At 44.5% G+C, this 24,306-nt stretch carries 20 protein-coding genes and 6 tRNA genes; 16 read left to right on the top strand and 10 right to left on the bottom strand.

Going from position 1 to position 24,306, the window contains the following annotated elements; all coding sequences use genetic code 11:
* The 7 genes from JJ941_RS14140 to JJ941_RS14110 all read left to right on the top strand — a co-directional run bounded on the left by JJ941_RS14140 (position 1) and on the right by JJ941_RS14110 (position 2,006).
* Positions 1 to 1,278 (top strand): glycosyltransferase, encoded by a 1,278-nt coding sequence (locus tag JJ941_RS14140; protein WP_290966544.1) that lies wholly within the window; start codon positions 1 to 3, stop codon positions 1,276 to 1,278.
* A gap of 80 nt (positions 1,279 to 1,358) precedes the next feature.
* Positions 1,359 to 1,432 (top strand) — tRNA-Pro (locus JJ941_RS14135).
* 64 nt (positions 1,433 to 1,496) lie between these two features.
* Positions 1,497 to 1,570 (top strand) — tRNA-Arg (locus tag JJ941_RS14130).
* 22 nt (positions 1,571 to 1,592) lie between these two features.
* A tRNA-Cys gene (locus JJ941_RS14125) sits at positions 1,593 to 1,663 on the top strand.
* 54 nt (positions 1,664 to 1,717) lie between these two features.
* Positions 1,718 to 1,790 (top strand) — tRNA-Glu (locus JJ941_RS14120).
* Between the two features lie 9 nt (positions 1,791 to 1,799).
* Positions 1,800 to 1,873, top strand: a tRNA-His gene (locus JJ941_RS14115).
* A 60-nt stretch (positions 1,874 to 1,933) separates the two neighbouring features.
* Positions 1,934 to 2,006: transfer RNA gene (locus JJ941_RS14110), tRNA-Glu, on the top strand.
* Between the two features lie 118 nt (positions 2,007 to 2,124).
* Here JJ941_RS14110 and JJ941_RS14105 read toward each other — a convergent pair.
* From JJ941_RS14105 to JJ941_RS14095, 3 genes are all read right to left on the bottom strand, one after another.
* Positions 2,125 to 4,197, bottom strand: coding sequence for an amino acid permease (locus tag JJ941_RS14105; RefSeq protein ID WP_290966541.1), 2,073 nt, complete (start codon positions 4,195 to 4,197; stop codon positions 2,125 to 2,127).
* 567 nt (positions 4,198 to 4,764) lie between these two features.
* Entirely contained in the window at positions 4,765 to 5,172 is a 408-nt protein-coding gene (locus tag JJ941_RS14100) for a hypothetical protein (RefSeq protein ID WP_290966538.1), read from the bottom strand.
* A 64-nt stretch (positions 5,173 to 5,236) separates the two neighbouring features.
* Positions 5,237 to 6,187 (bottom strand): glycosyltransferase family 2 protein, encoded by a 951-nt coding sequence (locus JJ941_RS14095; RefSeq protein ID WP_290966535.1) that lies wholly within the window; start codon positions 6,185 to 6,187, stop codon positions 5,237 to 5,239.
* 80 nt (positions 6,188 to 6,267) lie between these two features.
* Between JJ941_RS14095 and JJ941_RS14090 the strand changes: the two genes are divergently transcribed.
* Positions 6,268 to 6,588, top strand: a complete 321-nt coding sequence (locus JJ941_RS14090; protein ID WP_290966532.1) for a MerR family transcriptional regulator — start codon at positions 6,268 to 6,270, stop codon at positions 6,586 to 6,588.
* 81 nt (positions 6,589 to 6,669) lie between these two features.
* Here JJ941_RS14090 and JJ941_RS14085 read toward each other — a convergent pair whose 3' ends face one another.
* Positions 6,670 to 7,608 (bottom strand): COX15/CtaA family protein, encoded by a 939-nt coding sequence (locus tag JJ941_RS14085; protein WP_290966529.1) that lies wholly within the window; start codon positions 7,606 to 7,608, stop codon positions 6,670 to 6,672.
* A gap of 81 nt (positions 7,609 to 7,689) precedes the next feature.
* Here JJ941_RS14085 and cyoE point away from each other — a divergent pair, with 81 nt between their 5' ends.
* Positions 7,690 to 8,595, top strand: a complete 906-nt coding sequence (gene cyoE / locus JJ941_RS14080; RefSeq protein WP_290966526.1) for a heme o synthase — start codon at positions 7,690 to 7,692, stop codon at positions 8,593 to 8,595.
* 13 nt (positions 8,596 to 8,608) lie between these two features.
* Here the strand turns inward: cyoE and JJ941_RS14075 are convergent, their stop codons facing one another.
* On the bottom strand, positions 8,609 to 10,048 hold the full coding sequence (locus tag JJ941_RS14075) for an alpha/beta hydrolase-fold protein (RefSeq protein WP_290966524.1): 1,440 nt from the start codon (positions 10,046 to 10,048) through the stop codon (positions 8,609 to 8,611).
* Positions 10,049 to 10,201: 153 nt separating this feature from the next.
* Between JJ941_RS14075 and JJ941_RS14070 the strand changes: the two genes are divergently transcribed.
* A complete protein-coding gene (locus tag JJ941_RS14070; RefSeq protein ID WP_290966522.1) occupies positions 10,202 to 10,432 on the top strand; it encodes a hypothetical protein in 231 nt (76 codons plus the stop codon).
* On the opposite strand, the gene JJ941_RS14065 is transcribed toward JJ941_RS14070, so the two are convergent.
* Entirely contained in the window at positions 10,413 to 11,159 is a 747-nt protein-coding gene (locus tag JJ941_RS14065; RefSeq protein WP_290966519.1) for an RDD family protein, read from the bottom strand. The genes JJ941_RS14070 and JJ941_RS14065 overlap by 20 nt on opposite strands.
* A 117-nt stretch (positions 11,160 to 11,276) precedes the next feature.
* Here JJ941_RS14065 and JJ941_RS14060 point away from each other — a divergent pair, with 117 nt between their 5' ends.
* From JJ941_RS14060 to JJ941_RS14035, 6 genes are all read left to right on the top strand, one after another.
* Entirely contained in the window at positions 11,277 to 12,230 is a 954-nt protein-coding gene (locus JJ941_RS14060; protein ID WP_290966517.1) for a stage II sporulation protein M, read from the top strand.
* Positions 12,227 to 13,051, top strand: coding sequence for a hypothetical protein (locus JJ941_RS14055; protein WP_290966514.1), 825 nt, complete (start codon positions 12,227 to 12,229; stop codon positions 13,049 to 13,051). Before JJ941_RS14060 ends, JJ941_RS14055 begins: the two co-directional genes overlap by 4 nt.
* Entirely contained in the window at positions 13,048 to 13,764 is a 717-nt protein-coding gene (locus JJ941_RS14050) for a DUF4129 domain-containing protein (protein WP_290966511.1), read from the top strand. Before JJ941_RS14055 ends, JJ941_RS14050 begins: the two co-directional genes overlap by 4 nt.
* Positions 13,764 to 14,966, top strand: a complete 1,203-nt coding sequence (locus tag JJ941_RS14045; RefSeq protein WP_290966508.1) for a DUF4350 domain-containing protein — start codon at positions 13,764 to 13,766, stop codon at positions 14,964 to 14,966. Before JJ941_RS14050 ends, JJ941_RS14045 begins: the two co-directional genes overlap by 1 nt.
* On the top strand, positions 14,963 to 15,982 hold the full coding sequence (locus JJ941_RS14040; RefSeq protein WP_290966505.1) for a MoxR family ATPase: 1,020 nt from the start codon (positions 14,963 to 14,965) through the stop codon (positions 15,980 to 15,982). Before JJ941_RS14045 ends, JJ941_RS14040 begins: the two co-directional genes overlap by 4 nt.
* A 161-nt stretch (positions 15,983 to 16,143) precedes the next feature.
* Complete coding sequence (locus tag JJ941_RS14035) at positions 16,144 to 17,484, top strand: DUF58 domain-containing protein (protein ID WP_290966504.1); 1,341 nt, start codon at positions 16,144 to 16,146, stop codon at positions 17,482 to 17,484.
* 91 nt (positions 17,485 to 17,575) lie between these two features.
* Here JJ941_RS14035 and JJ941_RS14030 read toward each other — a convergent pair whose 3' ends face one another.
* The 4 genes from JJ941_RS14030 to JJ941_RS14015 all read right to left on the bottom strand — a co-directional run bounded on the left by JJ941_RS14030 (position 17,576) and on the right by JJ941_RS14015 (position 24,188).
* Positions 17,576 to 19,996 carry an alpha-ketoacid dehydrogenase subunit alpha/beta gene (locus JJ941_RS14030; RefSeq protein ID WP_290966501.1) on the bottom strand — a complete coding sequence of 807 codons (2,421 nt, stop codon included), beginning with the start codon at positions 19,994 to 19,996 and terminating at the stop codon, positions 17,576 to 17,578.
* A 236-nt stretch (positions 19,997 to 20,232) separates the two neighbouring features.
* Positions 20,233 to 21,624 carry a class II fumarate hydratase gene (locus JJ941_RS14025; protein WP_290966499.1) on the bottom strand — a complete coding sequence of 464 codons (1,392 nt, stop codon included), beginning with the start codon at positions 21,622 to 21,624 and terminating at the stop codon, positions 20,233 to 20,235.
* Positions 21,625 to 21,801: 177 nt separating this feature from the next.
* Entirely contained in the window at positions 21,802 to 22,926 is a 1,125-nt protein-coding gene (locus tag JJ941_RS14020) for a hypothetical protein (protein ID WP_290966496.1), read from the bottom strand.
* 23 nt (positions 22,927 to 22,949) lie between these two features.
* Positions 22,950 to 24,188, bottom strand: a complete 1,239-nt coding sequence (locus JJ941_RS14015; RefSeq protein WP_255135095.1) for an aminotransferase class I/II-fold pyridoxal phosphate-dependent enzyme — start codon at positions 24,186 to 24,188, stop codon at positions 22,950 to 22,952.
* Positions 24,189 to 24,306 lie beyond the last annotated feature (118 nt).

The raw sequence follows: 24,306 nt of genomic DNA, 5'->3' as shown, positions 1-24,306 counted from the left end.
ATGGCTAAAATTGTATGCTTTGGGCCGGGACCAAAATTTAAAGGTGGGATTTCTAACTACAACACCTCGCTGGCAAAAACGCTGGACAAAGATCCGGATAATGAAGTCCATATTGTTTCTTGGACCAATCAGTATCCATCAATCATTCCACGGGAGTTTGTTGATAAATCCAGCCAATCTGATTTTCTGGAAGGCACGCGTATTAAGGTGAAGTATATCACCAACTACAACAATCCCTTCAGCTGGAAAGAAACGGCGAAGTACATTAAATCGCTGAATCCAGATAAGGTTATTTTTCAATGGGCAATTTCTATTCAGGGAATACCCATGGGGTCGATATCCAAATGGCTGAAGAAACATTGCCGGGCAGAAATCATTTTCGACTTACATTTTGTGGTTCAGAAAGAAGACAGCACCATCGATGAGCGGCTCACCAAAAGAGGCATTAAACATGCCGACACCTATATCACACACGCCTATAAAACGGTGGATGAACTGAATGCCCTTTATCCCAACCGAAATTTTGCCATCAATGAAACCGGTGAACGGTCGGATTCTGAAGCCACCACGGTGATCAAGCTATTTCACCCGGTTTACGATTTATATGAACCGGATCCCGACTTTGACACGGAAGCGTTCAAGAAGGAACTGGGCTTAAATAAGTATGTTTTTCTTTTCTTTGGGTTCATCCGAAAATACAAGGGATTACATAACGCCATTCGGGCCTTCAAACAAGTTTCCGATCAGCGGGATGATGTCTCTTTTCTGATCTGCGGAGAGGAATTCTGGGCTACCCTGGATACGTCAAAAATCACCACAAAAATTAAGCGTGGTTTATTTGCGGTCGCTCAAAAGTTGTTTCTCAAGAACAAGGAAAGCGAACAGGATTACCGCCCCCTTCAACTGATTGAAAAATTAGGGTTAGAAGAAAGTACCGTGGTTAAAAACGAGTTCATCCCCAACGAAGACGTTAATAAATACTTTCAGGTAAGTGACTGTAGTGTGCTCTACTACCTCACCGCAACTCCATCCGGGGTAGAATCACTGACCTATAATTTTGAACTGCCCATTTTGGCCACTAATGTCGGACATTTCCCGGAAACCATAAAAGATGGTTTTAACGGTTACCTGGCTGAAGACGGTAACATCGACTCCATGGCAGAACAAATGCTTAAGTTTATCGAGCATCCGCTTCCGGCTGAAAATGTTCGGAAATCTGCTGAGAATATGAGCTGGGAAAACTACGTTTCAGCTATCCTGAAAGATCTACCTAAATAAATGCCAATTTTTAGAAAAAAGTAATTTATTCATTTGGCAACCGTCTGAAATAAGTCCTATATTTGGAGTCTTTCGAAGAACGGGGAGTGGCGCAGTCCGGTAGCGCATTCGCTTTGGGAGCGAAGGGTCGCAAGTTCAAATCTTGTCTCCCCGACTAAAGAAAGATTTTTCGGTTTTATGATCGGAAAATCTTGTTTTTTTGACATATTGTAAGTTGAGCGCCCGTAGCTCAACTGGATAGAGCAACGCCCTTCTAAGGCGTAGGTTACAGGTTCGACTCCTGTCGGGCGTACTAGCTTTTAGCTTTTGCTTAAGGCGACATGGCCGAGTGGTTAGGCAGAGGTCTGCAAAACCTCGTACGGCGGTTCGAGTCCGCCTGTCGCCTCTAAAGAGGTTTACACAAGTTGCTCTTTTTTTGACTTATTGAATTTTTATTAATGCCGCGTTCGTCTAGGGGTCCAGGACGCCGCCCTTTCACGGCGGTAGCACGGGTTCAAATCCCGTACGCGGTACTATTAATGGAGCTCGTAGCTCAGTTGGTTAGAGCGCTAGGTTGTGGCCCTAGAGGCCGTGGGTTCAAATCCCATCGGGCTCCCTTTTATATTAGCTGTGGATCGACACAACATCCACGGTTTTTTTATGGACTTTATTTTATGCCGCGTTCGTCTAGGGGTCCAGGACGCCGCCCTTTCACGGCGGTAGCACGGGTTCAAATCCCGTACGCGGTACATACCACATAAAAGCCCTGTGAACTTCACTTCACAGGGCTTTTCTATTAGTGGTTTGCTCTTCCATCTTTCCACTTACTATTTAGATTAATGAAATCAGCCATAGGTTTTTTTTGGTTTAACTGCTCATCAGCTCTTTAATGTCATCCGGATCACCTACCATCAGGAATTCATCTTCCTCATTGATTAGGGTATTTCCATGCGGGATGATGAGTTCACTTCCCCGGTAAATAATGGTGATCAAACTTGACCCGGGCAGGTTTATGTCACGGATTTTTTTACCTGCAAATTCCATGAGCTGCTTGCTTTCATTCACTTTCAGCTGGATAAAGTGACCTTCACTCAGCAAGCACTCCCTGAGTTCGCGTTTGTTACCGGATTGCATCCATCGCTTTTTGAAGCCGGATGACTGAACAATTTCAGCCAGATGCCCAACCAAACGGATATCCAATCCTTCCTCTTCTTCAGGGACTAAGAGAATGGCGTACATATACACATTGCCATCAACTCCTGTTATTTCAAGGTCCAGCGATTTCTTAATCCGGAAAACAACCAATTCAGGAGCTGAAACTTCAGCCATCGCATGATAACTGCAAATTACCCCGCTGCTCAATTTATTGAAGCGATGGTTGTAGTTTTCAGTAAGCTCATTCAACAGCATCTTTTTTTCCACCTTCAACCGGCCGTACAGAATTTTAGAGGCTTCTCTTAACAATTCATCCACTTTTGTATTCTCCGAATCCACATCTACAATAATGCTTCGGGCAATGGTTTCTTTGTATGAAAGATGCTCCCCGGTGTTTTTCTCGCTGAGGATGTTCAAAAGCTCGAGCTCCAGATCATCATACCTTTTCTTACCCAGTCGCTCATGAACGTGGAATATCGCTCCTCTTCGGTTTATCCGGCCTTTTGTATAGTAGATGTACCACGCCACGCACATCACCACGATGAAACCGGTAAGTGATACAGCAAGGATTCCCATTTCTGCTACCAGCCAAACAGAGATTAACATCCCGGCAATTTGAACCCACGGGTATAGCGGTGATTTGAATCCCGGCCTGTAACTGTTGATGTTGCTTTCGCGCATTACGATAACTGCTAAACACATAAACCCGAACAGCAGCAACTGAAACGCACTGGCAAGCTTGGCTACCGATTCCACATCAAAAATCAAAAGAATCAGAATCATGCAAATTACCGTTACGATAATGGCATAGTAAGGAGTACCCTGCTTACCGATATCGCTGAACTTAGGGCTCATAAGCTTATCTCTCGACATAGCGAACGGATACCTTGAGGCAGACATAATGCCGGCATTTCCGGTTGAGGCAAAGGCAGCAACTGCCGCAACCACAATAAGGAGCATGCCACCTGAACCGGGTAACCAGTTCATGAATTTTGCTCCCGCATCGGCTACCGGCGTAAGGCTTGAATAGAACTCTTCTGCCGTCAGAACCTGCTGCATTATATACACTCCGGCAACATAGATCAGAGAGGCGGTTGTGAGTGAAAGAATCATCCCGAGAGGAATATTCCGATCCGGATTCTTCACTTCTTCAGCCACACTGGTAACCTTGGTAAGCCCGGCATAAGACACAAAGACCAGGCCTATGGTGGATATAAAACCATGCAGGTTGTTGCTAAAAAATCCATTTTCCGAATCCGATATGCTGATATCCAACCCGGCGGCCGAGACCCCCTGTATGATGAAAAGTCCCATAATCAATACTAACACCGTGACCAATATTCTCTGAAGGAGTGTTGTTTCTTTCGCTCCGAAAATATTCAGGAACCCAAATATCAGGGTCAGAATGAGGGCTAGCATCGTAAATGAAACATCCACGAAGAGTGCTAAATAAGCTCCCATACCAATAAGGGCAAAGGAACTTTTAAACATAAGGGCAACCCACGATCCTAACCCGCCAATGGTACCTACCATCGGACCCAGACTTCGATCCAGGAAGTAATAGGTTCCCCCCGATTTTGGCATAGCCGTAGATAATTCTGCCACGCTGAGCATGGCGGGTATAATCAGAATTCCGGAAGCCAGGTAAGCCAAATACACCGACTCCCCTGTTTGGGCTGCCGCAATTCCCGGTAGCAAGAAGAACCCGGAGCTGAACATAGCACCGGTACAGATGGCAAATACATCGTAGAGGCCAAGTTGTTTTTTAAGTTTATTATCAGACATAGTAAACACCTAAAATTTGCGGGCGTAAGTACCCACTAATAGTTTTTATTTCTTAGTTAGTTTGATGGAAGATGTTAACCGTTCGTTGATTGGTAACAGCTTATTATTCCTTTCGAAGATATTTTTCCTCAAATGAAATGCCGTTACAGAAGCAGTCGGGATTAGATTAGCCGAAACAGCGTTCCAAGAATCCCTGAAAATGGTAAAAAAAGCTGGTGCCCAAACTTAGAAAAAGAATTTGGCAAAGATAAGAGTAGCACGAACCTTTCAGCTTAAGCTGATGACTTTTTGGACAAAATGAATATAAGTGAACCGATACTGACGTAGCCATTGGCTGTTAATTTTAAAAAATTGCAGTTTAGCTAAATCAGGAGCAAACCTTATTCTGAATCCAACAGATGAGTTGACGCCCAATAATGAAGACGCTCCTTATTTATGATGAAACTAAATAACGGAAAAATATATTACCTGACAAGTGTCAGTTTCTACATTTTGATGCTTTTAACAAAAAGTTAATACATCAACTGCCTGTAAATAACTGATTTTACATTCTTATTTTAGATAATATCAGTTTTTCTTCAGCTCTAAACCAAGATAGAAGCGCATTGGTTCACTTTGCCCGGACTCACCATAAACAAACAACTGATAGGTGTATTTCCCTTCATCAAGAAAATCTTCCCCAACGTAATCGATCGGTTGCAATATGGCTTTCTCTCCATCAATTTCTGATTCGATGTATGCGTAGCGATAGGCTTTATTCACCTTTCGGTAGTCGCTGCTCTGAGCCGGGTCTAATGTTCCATAACTCACTTCTTCGTCAGGAAATGAAACCCTGATATTTTCGAGGGTGTACTCCGATGAATTTTGGATCCGGATCTGTACATCTTTATTGGAATCAAAGATGTTTGCATCACAGCCTGCCATCAGGATGAACAGGAATGTTGAAACGAAAAGCAGATTACTTTTTAGCTTCATAAGTGTGTTGATTAAAGTTGAACGACACAATATAAACGCTTCCACAATCTGATAATTATACCGGTTAAATAATTTCTCTGACCCTCGGTTTTTGATCCTTCACATTGTTTTTGTTGATCATTTCGCCCAATAATCCGGTTGAGAAAAACTGCACGCCTACTACCATCAGCAAAATACCTAGAAATAAGAGCGGGCGGTCACCAATACCCTGCCTGTAAACAAACTTTAGCAGTGCCATGTACAGGTTGATACCTCCACCGGCTAAGAGTAACAACACCCCTACTGTACCAAAAAAATGCATGGGCTTTTGCAAGTACCGCTGCACAAAAGTAATCGTAATCAGGTCAAGAAATCCATTCATAAACCTGGACAGCCCAAATTTAGTTTTTCCATACTTACGGGGATGATGCGTAACCACTTTCTCAGTAATCCGGGTGTATCCTTCTCGCTTTGCCAGCATGGGAATATACCTGTGCAGTTCTCCGTACAGATAGATATTCTTAACCACTTCTGCTCTGTACGCTTTGAGGCCGCAATTAAAATCATGCAATTCAATCCCGGCAACTTTTCGGGTAACGAAATTGAAGAATTTGGACGGGATGGTTTTTGAAATTGGATCGTGGCGTTCTTTTTTCCAGCCGCTCACCAAATCATATCCGTCTTTTAGCATTTGTACCATCTCGGGCACTTCATTGGGATCATCCTGGAGATCAGCATCCATGGTTACAACATACTTTCCCTGTGCTTTCTCAAAGCCGGCCTGCAGGGCTACGCTCTTACCGTAATTATGACTTAGTGCGATTCCATGAATAAAATCTTTCTCGCCCCCCATTGAAAGAACCTGCTGCCAAGATTTATCCGATGAGCCGTCATCAACAAAAATAATTTCATAGCTGTAATCAGCCGATAATGCCTTGCTAATTGCCTTTTCCAGCTCGGGTAATGATTCCTCTTCATTATAAACGGGAACCACGATACTGATGTCGATATTTTTTTCTGAAGGTGTATCTTCCAAAATGTATTCTTTTATATATGTTCAGAAATGGTTTACTTTCACGCCATTAAAAACGTTCTAAAATACACTTTCTGTCTGCTATGAAAAAATTGTATTACTCGATGGGTGAAGTCAGTAAGCTAACCGGACTTGAGCCCCACGTATTACGAAACTGGGAGAAGACCTACACGGAGCTGAGCCCCAAGAAAAACAGCGCCGGTAACAGAGTGTATAAAGAGCAGGAACTTGCCCTCATCTTCAAGATCAAAGAACTACTACATGATAAAAAGTACAGTTCAGAAGGTGTGCAGGAAATTTTACGTGAAGGCGAAATCAAAAACGCTCCTCCCCTCAGTGCCGAAGCCCGTAAAGACCTGAATGAGATCAAGGTTTTTTTGAATGACTTACTGGAGAGATTGTAATAAGGGTTAAATTTCAAGTCTCAAATTCCAAATTCCAAGTCCCATTTCGTTAATCGTTGGTCACTGGTCACTGGTCACTGGTCATTGATCACTGATCACAACTTCCCCTCTTCTAAGTACCAAAATCATCAGAAACTGAGTACATACCATCACGGCTACGCCTACTAAGTGCAGAACCTGCAGCACTCTGGGCATTGCCAGATAGTTGAGACCTATACCAATTAATACCTGAAGAAATACCAACACAACATTCAGGTCACCCAGCTTTTTAACCCACCCTTCCGCATTGTATTTCTTCATCAGGTAAAACAGCCACCCAGCTGCCGCTACCAATAACCAAGAGAAACTTCGGTGAATGGGGAATACGCCTTCCATGTTTTCAAGCCAGGTTCCGCGGGGAGAAACAACCGGTGCATTTTTTATTACATCGATGGCCTCACGAACCTGTGTTCCCAGTACGAGCTGGATCATGGTAAGCCCGAATAATACCCACACTGTCCAAAGTAATTTTTTTCGGAAGCCTTCCTCAATCCTGATTTTAAACAGGTCGCTGGTTGCCTCAAAGGTTGCATAAAGGAGCACCGTCACAATTACCATAGCTACCAGCATATGCGCGGTTATCAAGCCTTCATGAAGTCCGGTTCTAACCACTACTCCACCAAGCCATCCCTGGAATAAAACGAGCACAAAAGCGGCAATGGAACTGTAAAAAACTGTTGGCTTTTCCTTTCTGTACCTGATGGAGAGTAAAAAGGTAGCCGTAATCAGCAAGCCAATTACAACTCCCACTAACCGGTTCACATACTCAATCCAGGTCTTCCACACATTAAATTGGGATTCGTCAAAACCCGCCGGAAGGTCGGCTAAACTTGTGGGAGGTATCCACATACCAAAGCATTTAGGCCAGTCGGGACAACCAAGTCCTGCCCCGGTAGCTCGCACAAGTCCACCCACTAAAATTAAGAATAAAGTAGCGGCAACGGTTGTTATTGCTGTTTTCTGAAAAGCGTTCAATTTCATAGCTGAAATACTGTGAAGTATGAGGAATAATATTTAAATTTGGTGTCTGTAAACGTATTTATTTCGACCTATCAAATTTACATGAATTCAGCCGAAGATAACATTCTCATCAAGAGATCTTTTACGGATGTTATTACCGATTACTACCAACTAACCAAGCCGGGCATCACTATGTCGGTATTGGTGAGTATGCTGGTTGGTTTTATCCTTGGCAGTGGAGCTAACATCAATTTTGTGACGCTCATTCACGCTTTGGTCGGTACCTATCTGATTGCTGCAGGTACCGGGGCTCATAATCAATTTATTGAGCGTGCTTCCGACGGCCTGATGAAGCGGACTTCTAAACGTCCGCTACCCGATCGCCGTATTGACTCTAAAAGCGGTATGATCTTTTCCCTGACTTTGATTTTCTCCGGACTGCTTTACCTTATTCTTTTAGTTAACCCGGTGGCCGGAGCCGTATCCTTTGCAACCGCACTGATTTACCTTGGCGTTTACACCCCAATGAAAAAAGTTTCTCCGATTAATATTGCCATCGGAGCAATCCCCGGGGCCCTGCCTCCCGTTGGCGGATGGGCTGCAGCAACCGGTAATATTGCCGAGCCGGGCATGTGGCTACTGTTTGGTATTATGTTCTTCTGGCAGATACCCCACGTGCTGTCCATTGCCTGGTTGTGCAAAGACGATTACTCCAGCGCCGGATTAAAGATGTTGCCCCGCAAAGATGAAAAAGGCTACAAAACCGTATTCTGGTCATTGATTTGCACCCTTTCCCTCTTCCCGGTTACGTTCGCTCTTTATCAGTTTAATATTTCCGGGATGATTTTTCTGGTGGGCGGACTCATATTCGCAATTGGATTTCTTTTCTACACCATCAAGTTTGGAATGGATCGAACCAAGGCAAATGCCAAAAAGATGATGTTTGCCTCCATCGCGTATCTGCCCCTTGTTTGGATTGCTGTATTTATAGATCGGTTTTTTGTCTGAAATTGAATTACAATTAATTTTCTGCAGCATATAAAAACCGGAGCATCTCAGGAACCCGTTTGGCCCAAGCCCGTTCATTATGAGCAGCTCCTTCCTCAATAATAAATTGCAGATTTCGAGCTGACCAACCTTTATCTATTAGCGCCTGATGTAAAGCTCTAGCGTTATCTACGGCACCCTCACCCTCAGCCGTTCCCATATCCAGCCAAATATGTTGATCGGTTGAGCCCTTTAATTCATTTACTTCATCGATGATCATTCTTCCATCCCACCAAACGGAAGGAGAAACCACCAACAGCTTGCTGAAAACATCCGGGTATTCAAGTCCAAGGTATAGCGTAATCAACCCGCCCAGTGAAGAACCGCCCAGAGCTGTGAACTCTTTCCCGGGTTTTGTCCGGAAATTCTCATCAACAAATGGCTTCACTTTATTCAGTATAAACTCTCCATATACATCCCCTTTACCACCCATTGACAGCTTGCTTGCAATCAGTTTATTAACCTTTCCTTCTGATGCTTCAAAACTAAAGGTGATCCCAGCCTGAGGAAGGTAAAAGCTATGTTCAGTTTTGGGAATCAGAGACTGCCAGGAATCCCCACCCGGAATCATTGCATAGAGTGTGTCTGCTTTCGTTTTGAACCGGATGGTGTCTCCTTCTGTTGTTTTAAAATCTCCGGTATAGGCATCAGGAAATGAAGATGCTTCTACGGATGAAACTTGCTCCAATTCATGTCTCCAGATTTGCTTGCTGGGGGTGTATTCATCAATGCGGTTTTGCGTATTTCCAATCCCCACAATAATTACCGGCTCAATTTCACCGGATCTAATTAGCTCTTCAGCAGCTTCATCTACTTTCCATTCCTGCCCTATTTCAGAAGCATCAAACAGAGCCTGACCGTCATGCATATATAGCACCGGGTAGCGCTGGTCACTTTCCTTATAGTTCGGAGGAAGGTAAATGTATAAATCCCTGGGCAGCAGATTTTCACTCTCAAAGTCTCTGATAATCTCAACCTGTCCCGTTATGGTTACCGGCGCTTCGGGTGGCCGGTCTCCCCATGCTAACGCCACGCTGTTTTCCATGCCTTTATATATGGTGACTTCATGATTACGCCCGGCCTGCCATCCATCATCCGGGTTCTCCACTCCATCCACTTTTATTTTGAAGGAAACCAACAGACTATCAGTATTTAGTTTAAAGGGCACGGCGATATTATAAATGCCATCTTTGTTAGGATCGGCTGCCAGATAGGTTGTTCCCCAGCTCAGCGGAGGCTGGTCTCCACGAATTCCAACCTTTTCGGAAACCGGCTCGAACCAGTCTTCAGAAAGAGGTCCGGTCATATCTATCGAGAAGAACAGAGTATCAGGTGTTTGAGCAGAAGCACCGGTTGTCAGAATTAAACTGAAAAGCAGTATCCCGAATTGAGCGTGGATAAAAAGATGGCGCATAAATAGTTTTTACGGTAATGATTAATCAGCGAAGAATATACGGCATATATCAAAATGGGTTACCTGTTTTTCCAACCCACAACATCCTAATTCTAACCTTTTATAATCATATAATGGAACACTGATAATACTGATTGTACGAATGATCACTGTTTGAAGAATACAGAAAACACCCCTTCATTCCGCGATTATCTGCTCGATCCTCTCATCCGTGTTCTATCCTGCTCCAACATAGCATGGAACACGGATAACACCGATGTAATGGATGGTCGCTGGTTGAAGTATAACAGAAAACACCCCCCTCATTCCGCGATCATCAGCTCAATCCCCTCATCTGTGTTCCATTCCTTTCATCCGTATTCCATCACCCCTTTCCGTGAATAGCGTTGTAATCTTTAATCACAGTCTGCAGAAATTCATCCCCGCTCAGTCCATGATCTTCTATCCCTAAACGGTCTTCAATTTTCTTGCGGGTTTTTTGGAGCATAAGGAACCAGTTGTCATAGTCGTAATGAGAACGGGAGTCGAGCACTTCCCGGATGATGCGAATATCGTTATCGGTGAGTTCGGCAACCTGTTTAAACCGGGGCTCATAAGCATCCGCCACTTTAGAATACAGCGTGTTATCGAGATTCACTTTTTTTCGTTCTTTGATCACACAGGTCTTACCTAAGATATCCCCGATGCGTTGCCCCTTCCCATTCAGCAAAATAGCCACAAAAGCCAGAACGCCACTTGTCATTGAGATTTCCACAAGCCTGAACATCCAACGAACCAGATACCCCCCAAGATTGGCACGCGTACCGTCAATTTTAACCACCCGGATTCCCACAATCTTTTTTCCCAGACTGTAGCCATTGGAAACCACTTCTGATACCAGGTGATAGAGCATCAGCGGAAGAACGAGTACGATGTAAAGCACCCAAACGGAATCCTCAAAGCTTCCGGTTGAGGAGGGACCGATATCATTCACATACCCCCAGATCCAAATTACCACCAGGTAGTAGATCCCGATAAAAAAGGCGTCCAGGAAAAAGGCCAGGATGCGCTCTCCCACTCCGGCCGGCTCATAACTGAGTTTAACGTGTTGCGAGGTTTCAATACCTACCATAATGCTGGTTTATTGGGATTTCTGTGGTTTCGTATTGGTTTTGATTTGTTATCTTCTTGCACACAAACGAGCGCCAAGTTAGGCTCATGTATGTTAAAACGAAAGTGAATTTACTGAATGAGAGAAGTTGCCTTTTTACGGAAGAATGCAGACAAATGGAAGGAGTTTGAAAGCCTGCTTAAGGATAAATCTCAGGATGACCCCGACAAACTCGCCGATCTCTATATCGAGCTCAGTGCCGACCTGGCTTATGCACAGGCAAATTACCCCGGCAGTAAAACCGAAGAATACCTGAACCAGCTTTCGGTGGCCGTACATGATGAAATCTATCGCTCCAAAAAAGAAGAGACCAACCGCCTGATTACATTTTGGACGCAGGAACTGCCCGGGCTTTTTGCGACCAAACAGAAAGAATTACTCTACAGCTTTATCGTATTTACAGTAGCTATTGGCATCGGTGTTTTATCCTCAATGAATGATCCTTCGTTCGTTCGCTACATTATGGGGGATGCCTACGTGAATATGACCATCAGCAACATTGATCGCGGAGACCCGCTGGCCGTTTATAAAGAAGCTGAAGAAATGAATATGTTTTTTGCCATCACTGTAAACAATGTCCGCGTTTCTTTTTATGCCTTTGCAAGTGGTTTACTTACCTCGCTGGGAGTTGGAATGGTGCTGCTCAATAATGGAGTGATGGTAGGCGCTTTTATCCACTTTTTTGCCAAATACGGGTTGGTGGCCGAAGCTCTTCGGGTCATTTTCATCCATGGAACTCTGGAACTTTCAGCTATTGTAATTGCAGGTGCAGCTGGTTTCGTGGTCGGCAATGGCTTTCTTTTCCCCGGTACCCGTTCCCGTAAACATTCCTTTATAAAAGCCGGACGTGAGGGGCTGAAAATGATTATTGGCCTAGTCCCTGTATTTGTGGCTGCCGGATTGCTGGAATCGTTTGTAACCCGCTACACTGAAATGCCTATCTGGTTGAGCTTATTCATAATTTTGAGTTCATTAGCATTCATTCTGTGGTACTTTGTTTATTTACCCATCACTCTAAAAAAGGAACAATGAGCGACTTCAAACTTCAAAAATATCGCGACCTCGGGGGTATCTTAACCGATTCTTTTACCTACATCCGGGTGCATTACAAAAGCCTGGGTAAGGCGCTGGGACTACTGGTTCTGCCTTTCTACATCATTTCCGGTTTATTGGTGGGAAGCGGATATTCCAGCTTCTTCACCGCTATTATGGACAATCCCGATGCCTCAGCTGATGCCCTCTTTAGCGGAGATTTCCTGATTGGAATGCTTCTTCTTGCCTTTTCATCCGGTGCGTTACTCACGGTTTCTTTAACGCATATAAATCTTGCACAGGACACAAATGATGTTCGGTTTGAAGATATTTTCAACAATTTTGGCCGGAACTTTTTTACGCTTCTGGGCCTCTACATCCTGATTATAATCATTGTGTTTTTTGGATTTATGTTCTTCATCATTCCGGGCATTTATATCGGGATCAAACTTTTTGTGGCACCGGCCGTGGCTGTAATCGAACAGCGGAACCCTTTTGAGTCAATCAGCCGTTCGTGGGATTTAGTACAAGGCCACTGGTGGTTCACTTTTGCCACTTACCTGGTGATGAACATCATCACGTCTTTCATGTCCTATGTCCTCATTATCCCAATGTCGATATTGTTTGGGTTTCTGGCAGCTTCTGGAGCCGATAACTCGGCAATGATCGGAACCGGAATGGGCCTTTTTTACGGACTGCTTATAGTTGTAGCCTCCCTGTTTTCGGTACTCATGCTGATTGCGATGGCCCTGCAGTATTTCAACCTCATTGAGCGAAAAGAAGGAAAAGGATTACGCGCGCAAATTGAGGAGTTGGGTTGATCCGAAGACTGCTGTTTATATTTCTGTTCCTGATTCCGGCTGCAGCAACAGCTCAGGATTCTTCTACGGTTCAACACTTCGAACCGGACAGCAGCAAAGTGTATGTGCGAACCGTTGAACCGTCAACCTTAGACAGTTTAACAAACGAAGACGTCTTTGCTTATAACGAAGAGGCTGAAAATCCTGAGACGTTATGGAGCCGGATACAACGGTGGTTTATTCAATTACTTCAATGGATTTTCAGCAGCCCTTGGGCGTCTATCACCGTTCGGGTTATCTTTTTCGCCATCTTCGGAGCCATCCTTTTTGCCCTGATAAACCATATGCTGGGTGGGAATCTTACTTCCTCCTTCTCCAGAAAAAAAACGGGGCAATCTCTGGCAATGAACATTCGCGAGTCAGAGCTCTCCAAAACAAATTATGAGGAAATGCTACAGGCTGCTCTCGCAGAAAGCCGTTACCGCGATGCCGTTCGGATTTTATACCTGAAAGCACTTCAGCAGCTGAATGAAAATGAATTGATCAGCTGGAAACCGGATAAAACCAACCACGATTACCTGCGGGAATTAGGTAGTCACCCCGCCGGCAACTACTTCAATAAACTTACCACCTATTACGAATATGTGGAATACGGCGATTTCAATATTGAACAAGCCGGATATGAAACGGTAGAGAGCGTTTACCAACAATTTAAAAATCAGGCTCACGCATAGTGTTTAAGAAAGAGCGCACATATTACTTCATCTTGGGCGGCCTGATATTTATCTACGTCCTGGCCCAGATTCTTCAACCAAAACCCCTGAACTGGACCGAAAGCTATTCCTCGGAAGACAAAATTCCCTATGGCGGTTACCTGATGCATGCCTTACTTCCGGCTGCTTTTCCGGATGATGAAATCAGCCTGAATCAATCACCCATTTTTGAATACGCCGACACCACAAACCCCCAAAAGAACTGGATCTTCATCAATAAGAGCTTTGGTATCGACCGGTGGGAAACAGACATATTGTTATCACAGGTTGAACAGGGAGCCAGCGTATTTATTGCTGCACGCACTTTCGAACAGGCTTTTAAAGACAGCCTCGGTATTGGCACGTACCTGAATAACCCGTTATTGACGGGTGGTTCTATTTTGGATGAAGATACCGCCCGCGTCAATTTCACCAATCCCCGGCTCAAAGAGGAATCCGGTTTCCCCTACTACCGAAGCACCACAGAAACCTATTTCTTTAAGGTAGATTCCACGCTGAAAGTTTCTTCACTGGGAGTTAATGACGAAGGAAATCCAAATTTCATACGTATCCAGTTTGGAGAAGGAGAGCTGTTTCTTCATTCCAACCCTACCTTGTTCACCAATTATTTTGTGCGGGATGAATCCGGAGCCGATTATGCCTTAAAGGCCCTTTCCTACCTTCCGGAACGGGAAACCATTTGGGATGAGTATTATAAGGATGTCCGCCTTGCCGGCGGAAGCGTGGTACGCTACGTTGTTTCAGAAGAACATCTAAGCTGGGCATGGTTTATTAGTTTGAGCGGCGTATTGCTGTTTATGGTGTTCAGGGCTAAGCGGAAGCAACGAATTATACCGACGATCGAACCACCAAAAAATTCCAGTATCGAATTTGCCCGAACAATCGGAAGTCTTTATCTCGAAAAAGGAGATCACAAGCTGATTGCTGATAAGAAAATCCGGTTTTTCTTTGATTATATTCGATCCAACCTCGGGCTGGATACTTCCGAAATTGATGATGAACTAAAGCGTGACATCGCCCTTCGATCCGGCATTGAAGAGATCGTAATACAAGGCCTTTTTGATCTGATTGACAAGATCTCCGGTCAGGATGACCTCACCCAAAAAGAATTAAAACTGTTAACCGAACGAATTGACCAATTCTATAACCAGAGTCAACGATGAGCACTGAAGAGAAAGACACTCACAACGAACAATCAACCGAAGAAAAAGCACCATTTGAAAGCCGCACTGATTTATCAGGAGTGGAAAAACTGGTGAAAAGTATCCGGGAGGAAATAGGTAAAATCATTGTAGGTCAGCATCGTATGGTCGATTTGTTGATTGCGGCCCTCCTCGCCGACGGACACGTTTTAATTGAAGGCGTTCCCGGTGTGGCCAAAACCCTGACCACCAAGCTGCTGGCCCAAACCATCAGTGCTGACTTTTCCCGTATTCAGTTCACCCCCGACCTGATGCCGGCTGATGTAATCGGAACATCGGTATTCAACCCAAAAACCACAGACTTTGAGTTTAAGGAAGGACCGGTTTTTTCAAATCTCGTGCTTATCGATGAGATCAACCGATCGCCGGCGAAAACACAGGCGGCTTTATTTGAAGTGATGGAAGAACGGCAGATTACCGTGGATGGTAAAACCTATTTCATGGAGCCTCCATTTATGGTAATTGCCACACAAAACCCCATTGAACATGAGGGAACCTACCGGTTGCCGGAAGCTCAGCTCGACCGTTTTCTGTTCCGGATTGATGTCCCCTATCCTTCATTAGAAGAAGAAGTGGAGATTTTATCCGGCAGTTATTCCCGCAAAAACAAGCTGGATATCAGCTCACTGGATAAAGTGATTTCCGCCGAAGAAATTGCCAAACAACGAAATGTAGCGGCATCGGTTCATGTGGAGCCTGAGCTGATGAAGTACATTGCCCAAATTATTCAGAATACAAGAAACAGTAGTTCGGTCTCAATCGGTGCTTCGCCACGTGCCTCGGTGTTTGTAATGAAAGCCGCACAAGCTTGGGCTGCTATGAACGGGCGCGACTTTATTACTCCTGAAGATGTGAAAGAGGTAATAAACCCTGTTCTCCGCCACCGAATTACCCTAACCCCGGAAAAAGAAATGGAGGGAATGAAACCCGATCAGGTAATACAAATTATTCTGGAGAAGGTGGAGGTGCCGAGGTAATTTTACTAAAGTCCCCTCCGGGGAGGGGATTTAGGGGCGGGTCAATGTTTGAATAGGTAATTAAGTTGACTCAAACATTGACCCTCTCCTTTGTTTCCTCTCCTATGGAGAGGAAGACGCTTTTTCAGAAGGCAAGTTATAGAAAGACTTACTAACAACACATGAATCCACTAAACTTTTTAAAGCAACTGCATCTCAGCAACCTGTTTTTCCAGGTACTGGCCGGGGTGGCTCTGACTTTTCTGGTAGGCTACTTTGTGCCCCCTGTCGGTGCTTTTGCCGAAATTCTTTTCTTTGGGTTTATAGTGATTTTTGGCATTGATTTGCTCCTCTTGTTTAGCAAAAAAGAGCCGGCTGCCGGAAACAGGATAGTCCCACAACGACTTTCCAATGGAGATGAAAACACGATTCGGCTGCAATTAACCAACCAGCTTAACTTTACAGCCCAGGCAGAAATCATTGATGAAATTCCCCATCAGTTTCAAATCAGGGACTTCAGCATTTCCACCTCCCTTCCATCGGGAATGGAAAAAGAATTTACTTACGAGCTGCGCCCGACCGAACGAGGGGAGTACGACTTTGGGGATATCAATTTATTTATAAATTCGAGAATTGGGTTTGTGCGGAGGAAAGTCAGTATTGCTGCCTCGCAAACGGTTCCTGTTTATCCCTCCTTTATTCAGATGCGTAAATTTGAGATGTACGCCATTTCAAACCGATTGACAGACATTGGCATCAAGAAGATCCGCAGAGTCGGCCACACCATGGAATTCGACCAAATCAAGGAATATGTGCGGGGCGATGACGTCCGTTCCATTAACTGGAAAGCTACGGCCCGTGCAAACGACCTGATGGTAAACCAGTACCAGGATGAGCGATCCCAGAACGTGATTAATGTAATTGATATGGGCCGCGTTATGAAGATGCCTTTCGACGGCCTGCACCTGCTCGATTACGCCATCAATACCAGCCTGGTGATTTCAAATATCGCGCTCATTAAAGATGACAAAGCCGGCTTGGTTACTTTTTCCAATGATGATTCCATAGTCGTAAAACCGGAGAAAAAGCGAACGCATATTCAGCGCATTCAGGAAGCTTTATATAACCTGAATACCAACTTTATGGAATCCGATTATGAGCGGCTGGTTGTTTCCCTGAGAAAGCATGTAAATCAGCGAAGTCTTGTTTTACTTTATACCAATTTTGAGACCTTTTCTTCGATGGAGCGGCAGCTTCCCTACCTGCAGCGAATTGCCAAAGACCATTTGCTGGTTACCATCTTTTTTGAAAATACCGAAATGACCAAACTGCTGTATGAAGAATCTAAAACTATCGGGCAGATTTACACAAAGACGATTGCAGAGAAATTCTCCTTTGAGAAAAAACAGATTGTAAAGGCCCTGAACCAACGAGGTATTCAAACTATTTTAACCCCTCCGAAAGAGCTTTCGGTGAATGCCATTAATAAGTATTTAGAGTTGAAGGCGCGGGGGCTTATTTGAGCACAGATGTTAAGGATTTTCAGATTTCACAGATATAGCCTTAGCTATTGATTAAGAATCTGTGAAATCTGAAAATCCGGTAAATCTGCGATCAATATATCGCCGGATAACGCTCGGTATCTGCTTTGTGCATGATCTCGTAAATGGTCTCGAAGATATCCTCGGCGTTGGGCTTGCTGAAATAATCACCATCGGAAGCATAGGCCGGACGATGATCGTGGGCCGTCAGGCACTTAGGCTCTGAGTCGAGCTGAAAGTAGCCGCCCTGCTCTTCCAATACTTTGTGCAGGATGTAGGCAGAAGCTCCACCGGGAACATCTTCATCCACAATCAACAGTCGGTTGGTCTTGCTGAGTGATTTTCCAATCACATGATCCAGGTCGAAAGGCATCAGGGTTCTTACGTCAATCAGCTCGATGGAAATACCGGCATCATCAAGCTGTGGAATAATGCTTTCCACAATGTTGAAGGTTGATCCATAGGAAACAACCGTCATATCGGATCCCTCATTAATAATTTCCGGCTTGCCTAACGGTGTGGTAAATTCACCTAAGTTAGTCGGCATATTTTCTTTGAGGCGATAGCCATTCAGAGGCTCAACGATGATAGCAGGGTCGTCTCCCTGAAGTAAGGTATTGTAGAATCCGGCCGCTTCAGTCAGGTTTCTGGGAACACATAAATGAACACCCCGAGCGCCGCTTGTAATCATCCCCATTGGGGAACCGGAGTGCCAGATTCCTTCCAGACGGTGACCGCGGGTTCGTACAATCAACGGAGCAGCCTGCCCGCCCTTTGTTCGGTAGCGAAGGGTAGCCAAATCATCCGAAATTCCCTGGAAACAGTACAACAGGTAATCCAGGTACTGTATTTCAGCAATCGGGCGGAGTCCGCGAATCGACATCCCGATGCCTTGCCCTAAAATGGTTGCTTCCCGGATACCGGTATCACTCACACGGATTTCCCCGTATTTATCCTGCATGCCTTCAAGGCCTTTATTAACGTCACCAAGCTTTCCGGAATCCTCACCAAATACCAGCGTATTTGGGTATTTGTCAAAAATGGTGTCAAAATTTTCACGTATAACCATCCGGCCATCCACTCGTTTGGGCTCTTCAGGATATTCCGGCTTAATCTCTTCTACCTTTAACGGAGAATTTGGTGTTTGGCTGTATAAATGAGAATTGTAGCGATCCCGGTTTACTTCCCGGTATTCTTTAACCCACTCAGCCAGCTTTTCACGGGCAGATGAATTGTTTCCGGCCGTAACCGCCAGCGATTTACGGGCTGCTGACAAAATATCCTTGCGAATGGCATTCGGGTAGTTCTTCAGTTTCTTGGAAAACTCACCTACCTTTTCTACACCTGATTCCTCTTTCAGGTTGTCAATCAACTCTATAGCCGTTGACTTTTCCTGTTTGATGGGTTCAAAAAAGGCTTTCCATGCCGCATTTTTAGCTTCATTTACCTCATCCTGAGCTTCATCTTCCAGCTCATCCAGTTTCTCGGATTTGGCAATGCCATTATCTAAAATCCACTGGCGCAGCTTTTCCAAGCAGCAATATTCTTCTTCCCACTGCAGTCGCTCTTCCGACTTATATCTTTCATGCGAACCGGAAGTGGAGTGCCCTTGTGGCTGGGTAACTTCCTGCACGTGAATCAATACCGGCACATGCTCCTTCCGGGCAATCTCTTCTGCTTTCTGATAGGTTTCAATCAGTGCCTGGTAGTCCCAGGCTTTCACCCTCAGAATTTCGTAACCGTCCTCATCTTTTGTGCGCTGAAATCCTTTCAGCACTTCCGAAATATTCTCTTTTGTGGTCTGATATTTCTTAGCCACCGAGATTCCAAATCCATCATCCCAAACCGACATAATCATCGGCACCTGAAGCACACCGGCTGCGTTAATAGTTTCCCAGAATACCCCTTCCGAAGTACTGGCATCCCCGATGGTTCCAAATGCAACTTCATTTCCTTTATTGGAAAACTTCTTCCACTCTTTGCCCTTTAGCGCTTTCTCGTTGCGGTACACTTTGGAAGCCTGGGCAAGTCCCAGTAAGCGGGCCATTTGTCCTGCAGTAGGTGAAATATCGGATGCTGTGTTCTTTGACTTGGTTTGATCTTTCCAGTTGCCTTCTTTATCCAGCAGGCGGGTGGCAAAGTGTGAGTTCATTTGCCGTCCGGCAGAATTCGGATCTGCTTCCACATCAGCGTGAGCGTATAGTTGCGCAAAAAGTTGCTGAGGGGTTACCTCTCCGATTGCAAGCATAAAGGTTTGGTCGCGATAGTAGCCTGACCGGAAGTCTCCATTCTTAAATACTTTGGCCATCGCGATCTGCGGGATTTCCTTACCGTCTCCAAATATCCCGAACTTGGCTTTTCCGGTGAGCACTTCTTTTCTACCGATTAACGACATATGCCGGCTTACCCAACCCAGCTTGAAATCGGCTAAGATTTCCTTTTTCTGAGCAGCGGTAAACTTATTCTTCGTCGTCTTTTCTTTTACTTGAGCCATTATACAATTTTAGTTCTGAATATTTAGGAAAACACCCTTCCAAAAGGGGCGATATAATACGGAAAAGCGCTTTTTTATGAAACAGCCTCCAGCGCTCTTATCGTTCTTTTTCTATTGATTTGTAATGAATTCTGGGTTCAAACGACAAACACTGAACTAACCCTTCCAAGGTTAAAGTACTTTGCCATAATTAGAAATAATAGTAATAACCTTGGAAGGGTTATCGTAAAAACCTATCACTCCGTGAACCCGCCTTTCGTCATTTTTATAGGATCAAGAGCTTTCTCCAGTTCCTCATCCGACAGGTCGGTCATCTCTTTGGCAACTTCTTTGAGTGCCCGGCCTTCAGCAAATGCTTTCTTAGCAATCTTGGCCGCTTTGTCGTACCCAATAATTGGATTAAGTGCTGTAACCAGGATTGGGTTTTTCTCAACCATCGAGGCAATATTCTCTTTACGTACCGATAGTTTTGAAACCGAACGGTCAGCCAGATTCCGGGCCGCATTTGCAAGGATTTCTATCGACTGCAACAGGTTATGCGCCACTACAGGCAGCATCACATTTAGTTCAAAGTTTCCGGCCTGTCCGCCTACGGTTACCGTGGCATCGTTACCAATTACCTGAGCGCAAACCATCGTCAGAGATTCTTCAATAACCGGATTCACTTTTCCGGGCATAATAGAAGATCCCGGCTGAAGGGCCTCCAGCTCAACTTCTCCGATTCCACTGTTCGGGCCAGAATTCATCCATCGCAGGTCGTTGCCGATTTTCATCAAGCTAACGGCAATGGTTTTTAGTTGACCGCTTAGCTCAACAGGTGCATCTACCGTTGCCTGAGCTTCAAAATGATTTTCTGCTTCGGTAAACTTCTCTCCGGTCAGCTCTGAAATTTTAGCTGCGAATTTCTTCCCAAAGTCTTTGTGGGTATTGATTCCTGTTCCAACAGCAGTTCCTCCCTGCGGAAGTTCGCTTACTCTTTCCAGGGCCGATTCAACCCGCTTAATCCCCAGCTCAACCTGTCGGGCATAGCCACTAAACTCCTGCTCGATGGTTACCGGCATGGCATCCATGAGGTGAGTTCTTCCGGTTTTAACTACATCTGCATATTCTTTCCCTTTTTCGATAAAGGTTTTGTGGAGATGCTCAAGTGCCGGGATCAGGTTGTTGTTCACCGCTTTAACGGCGGCCACACGAATGGTGGTTGGAATTACATCATTTGAGCTTTGACCATAATTGATATGGTCATTTGGATGAATATCCACATCCAGGTTTTTCTTCAGCTCATTGGCGCGCCGGGCAATCACCTCATTCGAGTTCATATTGGTGGAAGTACCCGAGCCGGTTTGAAAAATATCGATCACAAATTCTTTGTCGTGCAGTCCGTCAATGACTTCCTGGGAAGCAGCCTGAATTGCTTTGGCAACTCCATTATCCAAAAGGCCCAGTTCCGCATTTACAGCCGCAGCCGACTTCTTCACATACCCGAGAGCTTCAATAAACTCACGGCTGAATTTAATTCCGCTGATAGGAAAATTATCGTGGGCACGCTGGGTTTGTGCTCCATATAAAGCGTCTTTTGGAACTTTCACTTCACCCATTGAATCTTTCTCGATACGATATTCACTCATTCTTCTGCTTTCTTCTTTAAAGGTTGAGAATTCACGCCCCAAAATGATTCAAAAACGCTAAGCGTTCGGGGCAAATAAAAATTTCTTTATAGCCTTAAGAAGATAAGGAAAAACTATGTAGATGTTGTGAATTGGATGTTAAAAAGAAGGGATGCCTTAAGAAGTAATGAAGAAGTGCTACAACTCTTTAGCATACATCCGGTAGGTTTTATCCAACGTACCGCCGATGCGTTCTGCAACGCGAATCATCTCCGGGTTAGATTCCAGAATCCAGCTTAGTTCAGAGATGGTTTTACCTTCGGTTTCCAGCCCGTTTTGGATCGAACGCTGATGAAGAAGAGCATCGATACCTTTGCCCTGCCATTCCGGTAAAACTCCCATTAATGCCGTCCGGAGTCCTTGCACCCTGCTTTTGCCCCACAGCAGCTTGATAAACCCAAATGGAAAGAGCTTTCCATTCATGTCTTTGAGAATCTCGTTGATATTGGGAAGTCCGATGGAGAAAGCTACCGGTTCACCTTTGATCTCAGCAATGTGAGCGTAATCGGTATCCACAATCATTTTCAGGTCTTTGCCCGCCGCCTGAAATTCTTCTTCTGTTAGTGGGATGAAACCCCAGTTATCTTTCCAGGCCTTGTTGAAGATCTCACGGACAATCTTAATCTCAGAATCCATTTTCTTCAGATTCACAGGACGAATTTCGATATCGGGAAGCCTTTTTTTAACAATTTCCATTGCCCTGTTCATCCGTTCTACCGCCACGGTTTCCGTATCCACGATGTAGGCATACATGTCCATCTCTTTTTGGAATCCGGCGTTCTTAATCAGCTCATCATAATAGGAAAAGTTATAAGGCATCATGATGTACGGATCTTTATCAAAACCGTCTATCAATACGCCAATCGTATCCATCATACTCGGGCTGGCTGGTCCCACCACTTTATTCATCCCTTTATCTCGAAGCCAGTCTTCAGCTACCCGAAAAAGTAAGTTTGTAGTGTGCTGATCGTTTATGCTTTCAAAGAAGCCGAAATGACCGGTTTTTGTACCGTGAAATTCATTGAAACGATGGTCAATAATAGCTGCAATCCGGCCTACGTCTTTGCCATCTTTCTCAGCAAGGAACAAAGCTATTTCAGCATTGTTAAAAAAGGGATTTTTATTGGTATCAATCAGTTTTTTCTGATCCATACGCAATGGGGGAACCCAGTGCTCTTCACCTTCATAAAAAGGGTATATGAAGTTCGTGAACCGTTTCTTTTCCTCTTTAGTCGAAACAAAGGTTACCCCGGAACTATTCATGCAGCCTTGGTAAGATTAAGGGTTTATTCGGTTGCTGAATGGCCATTTCTGTCAATCACGCCGTGTTTTAAGCCTACTTTACGAAATGCCTCCAGAATTTGATCGAGATGTTCGTCTGTATGACTTGCCATATAACTTGTTCGCAGCAGCGACTGCCCTTGTGGCACAGCCGGTGGAACAACCGCATTCGTATAAACGCCTTCCTCAAACAGATCTTTCCAGAATTTGAAACAGTCCATCATTTCCCCAATTACAACAGGGATGATTGGACTCTGACTGCTCCATACATTAAATCCTAAGCCTCGCAGTTCTTTACGCATGTAATTGGCAATTTCTTCGAGACGGTCCAATCTCCAGGTTTCTTCCTGAAGAATCTCCAGAACTTTAAGTACCGTTGCCACATTAGCGGGTGGCATGGATGCACTAAATATATGCGCCGGTGATTTATGACGTATGTATTCAATTACAGGACGATCCCCTACTAAAAACCCTCCAAGGGACGCAAATGATTTTGAGAATGTTCCGCTAATCAAGTCGACTTCATCGGTCAATCCAAATACAGATGCTGATCCTCTTCCACCGTCTCCAACTACTCCAACAGCATGAGCATCATCAAGATATAATCGGGCATTAAATTCCTTGGCCAACTTAACCAGTTCGGGTACTTTAGCCAGTGTTCCTGACATTGAAAATACCCCATCAGTTACAATGATTTTTCCGGCGTCAGGATCGGCTCTTTCAAGGAGTTTTCGTAGCTGATCCATGTCATTATGCTTATAACGCATGGTCTTAGCGTTCGAAACAAGAGTACCCACTACAATACAGGCGTGGTTGTCTTTATCTGAGAAAATAATATCGTTACGATCGGCAATGGTCTGTATAGCGCCTTCATTGGTTTGATAACCGGTACTGAAAAGCACACACCCTTCTTTGCCCATAAACTTGGCTAGCTTATCCTCCAGTTCGAGGTGACTGTCGAGTGTACCGTTTAGATAGCGAGAGCCGGTACATCCTGTACCATATTTTTTGAGGGCATCCTGAGCTGCTTTAATCGTGCGCTGATCGTTGGTGAGGCCCAAATAATTATTAGACCCGGCCATAATTACTTTTTTACCTTCGATTTCAACAATTGTACCGTCCGTTGCTTCGAGAGGTTTAAAGTACGGATACAGCCCCATTTCTTTGACTTCATCCGCTTTTGTGAAATTAAAAGCCTTCGAAAAAATGTCTGATTTTGTGGCGCTGGATTTTTGGTCGGCCATTCGGTAATTCCTTAACAAAGATTCTAAATAAACAGCGAAATATAGCCAGTATTAAATTTCTATCAAATTTTCGCTAACTCGTGGTTAAGAACTGGTCGCTGTAAAATAAGTTTAATTT

Source organism: Gracilimonas sp., assembly GCF_017641085.1.
Classification (GTDB): Bacteria; Bacteroidota; Rhodothermia; order Balneolales; family Balneolaceae; genus Gracilimonas.
This window is presented reverse-complemented; position numbering and strand designations above follow the sequence as displayed.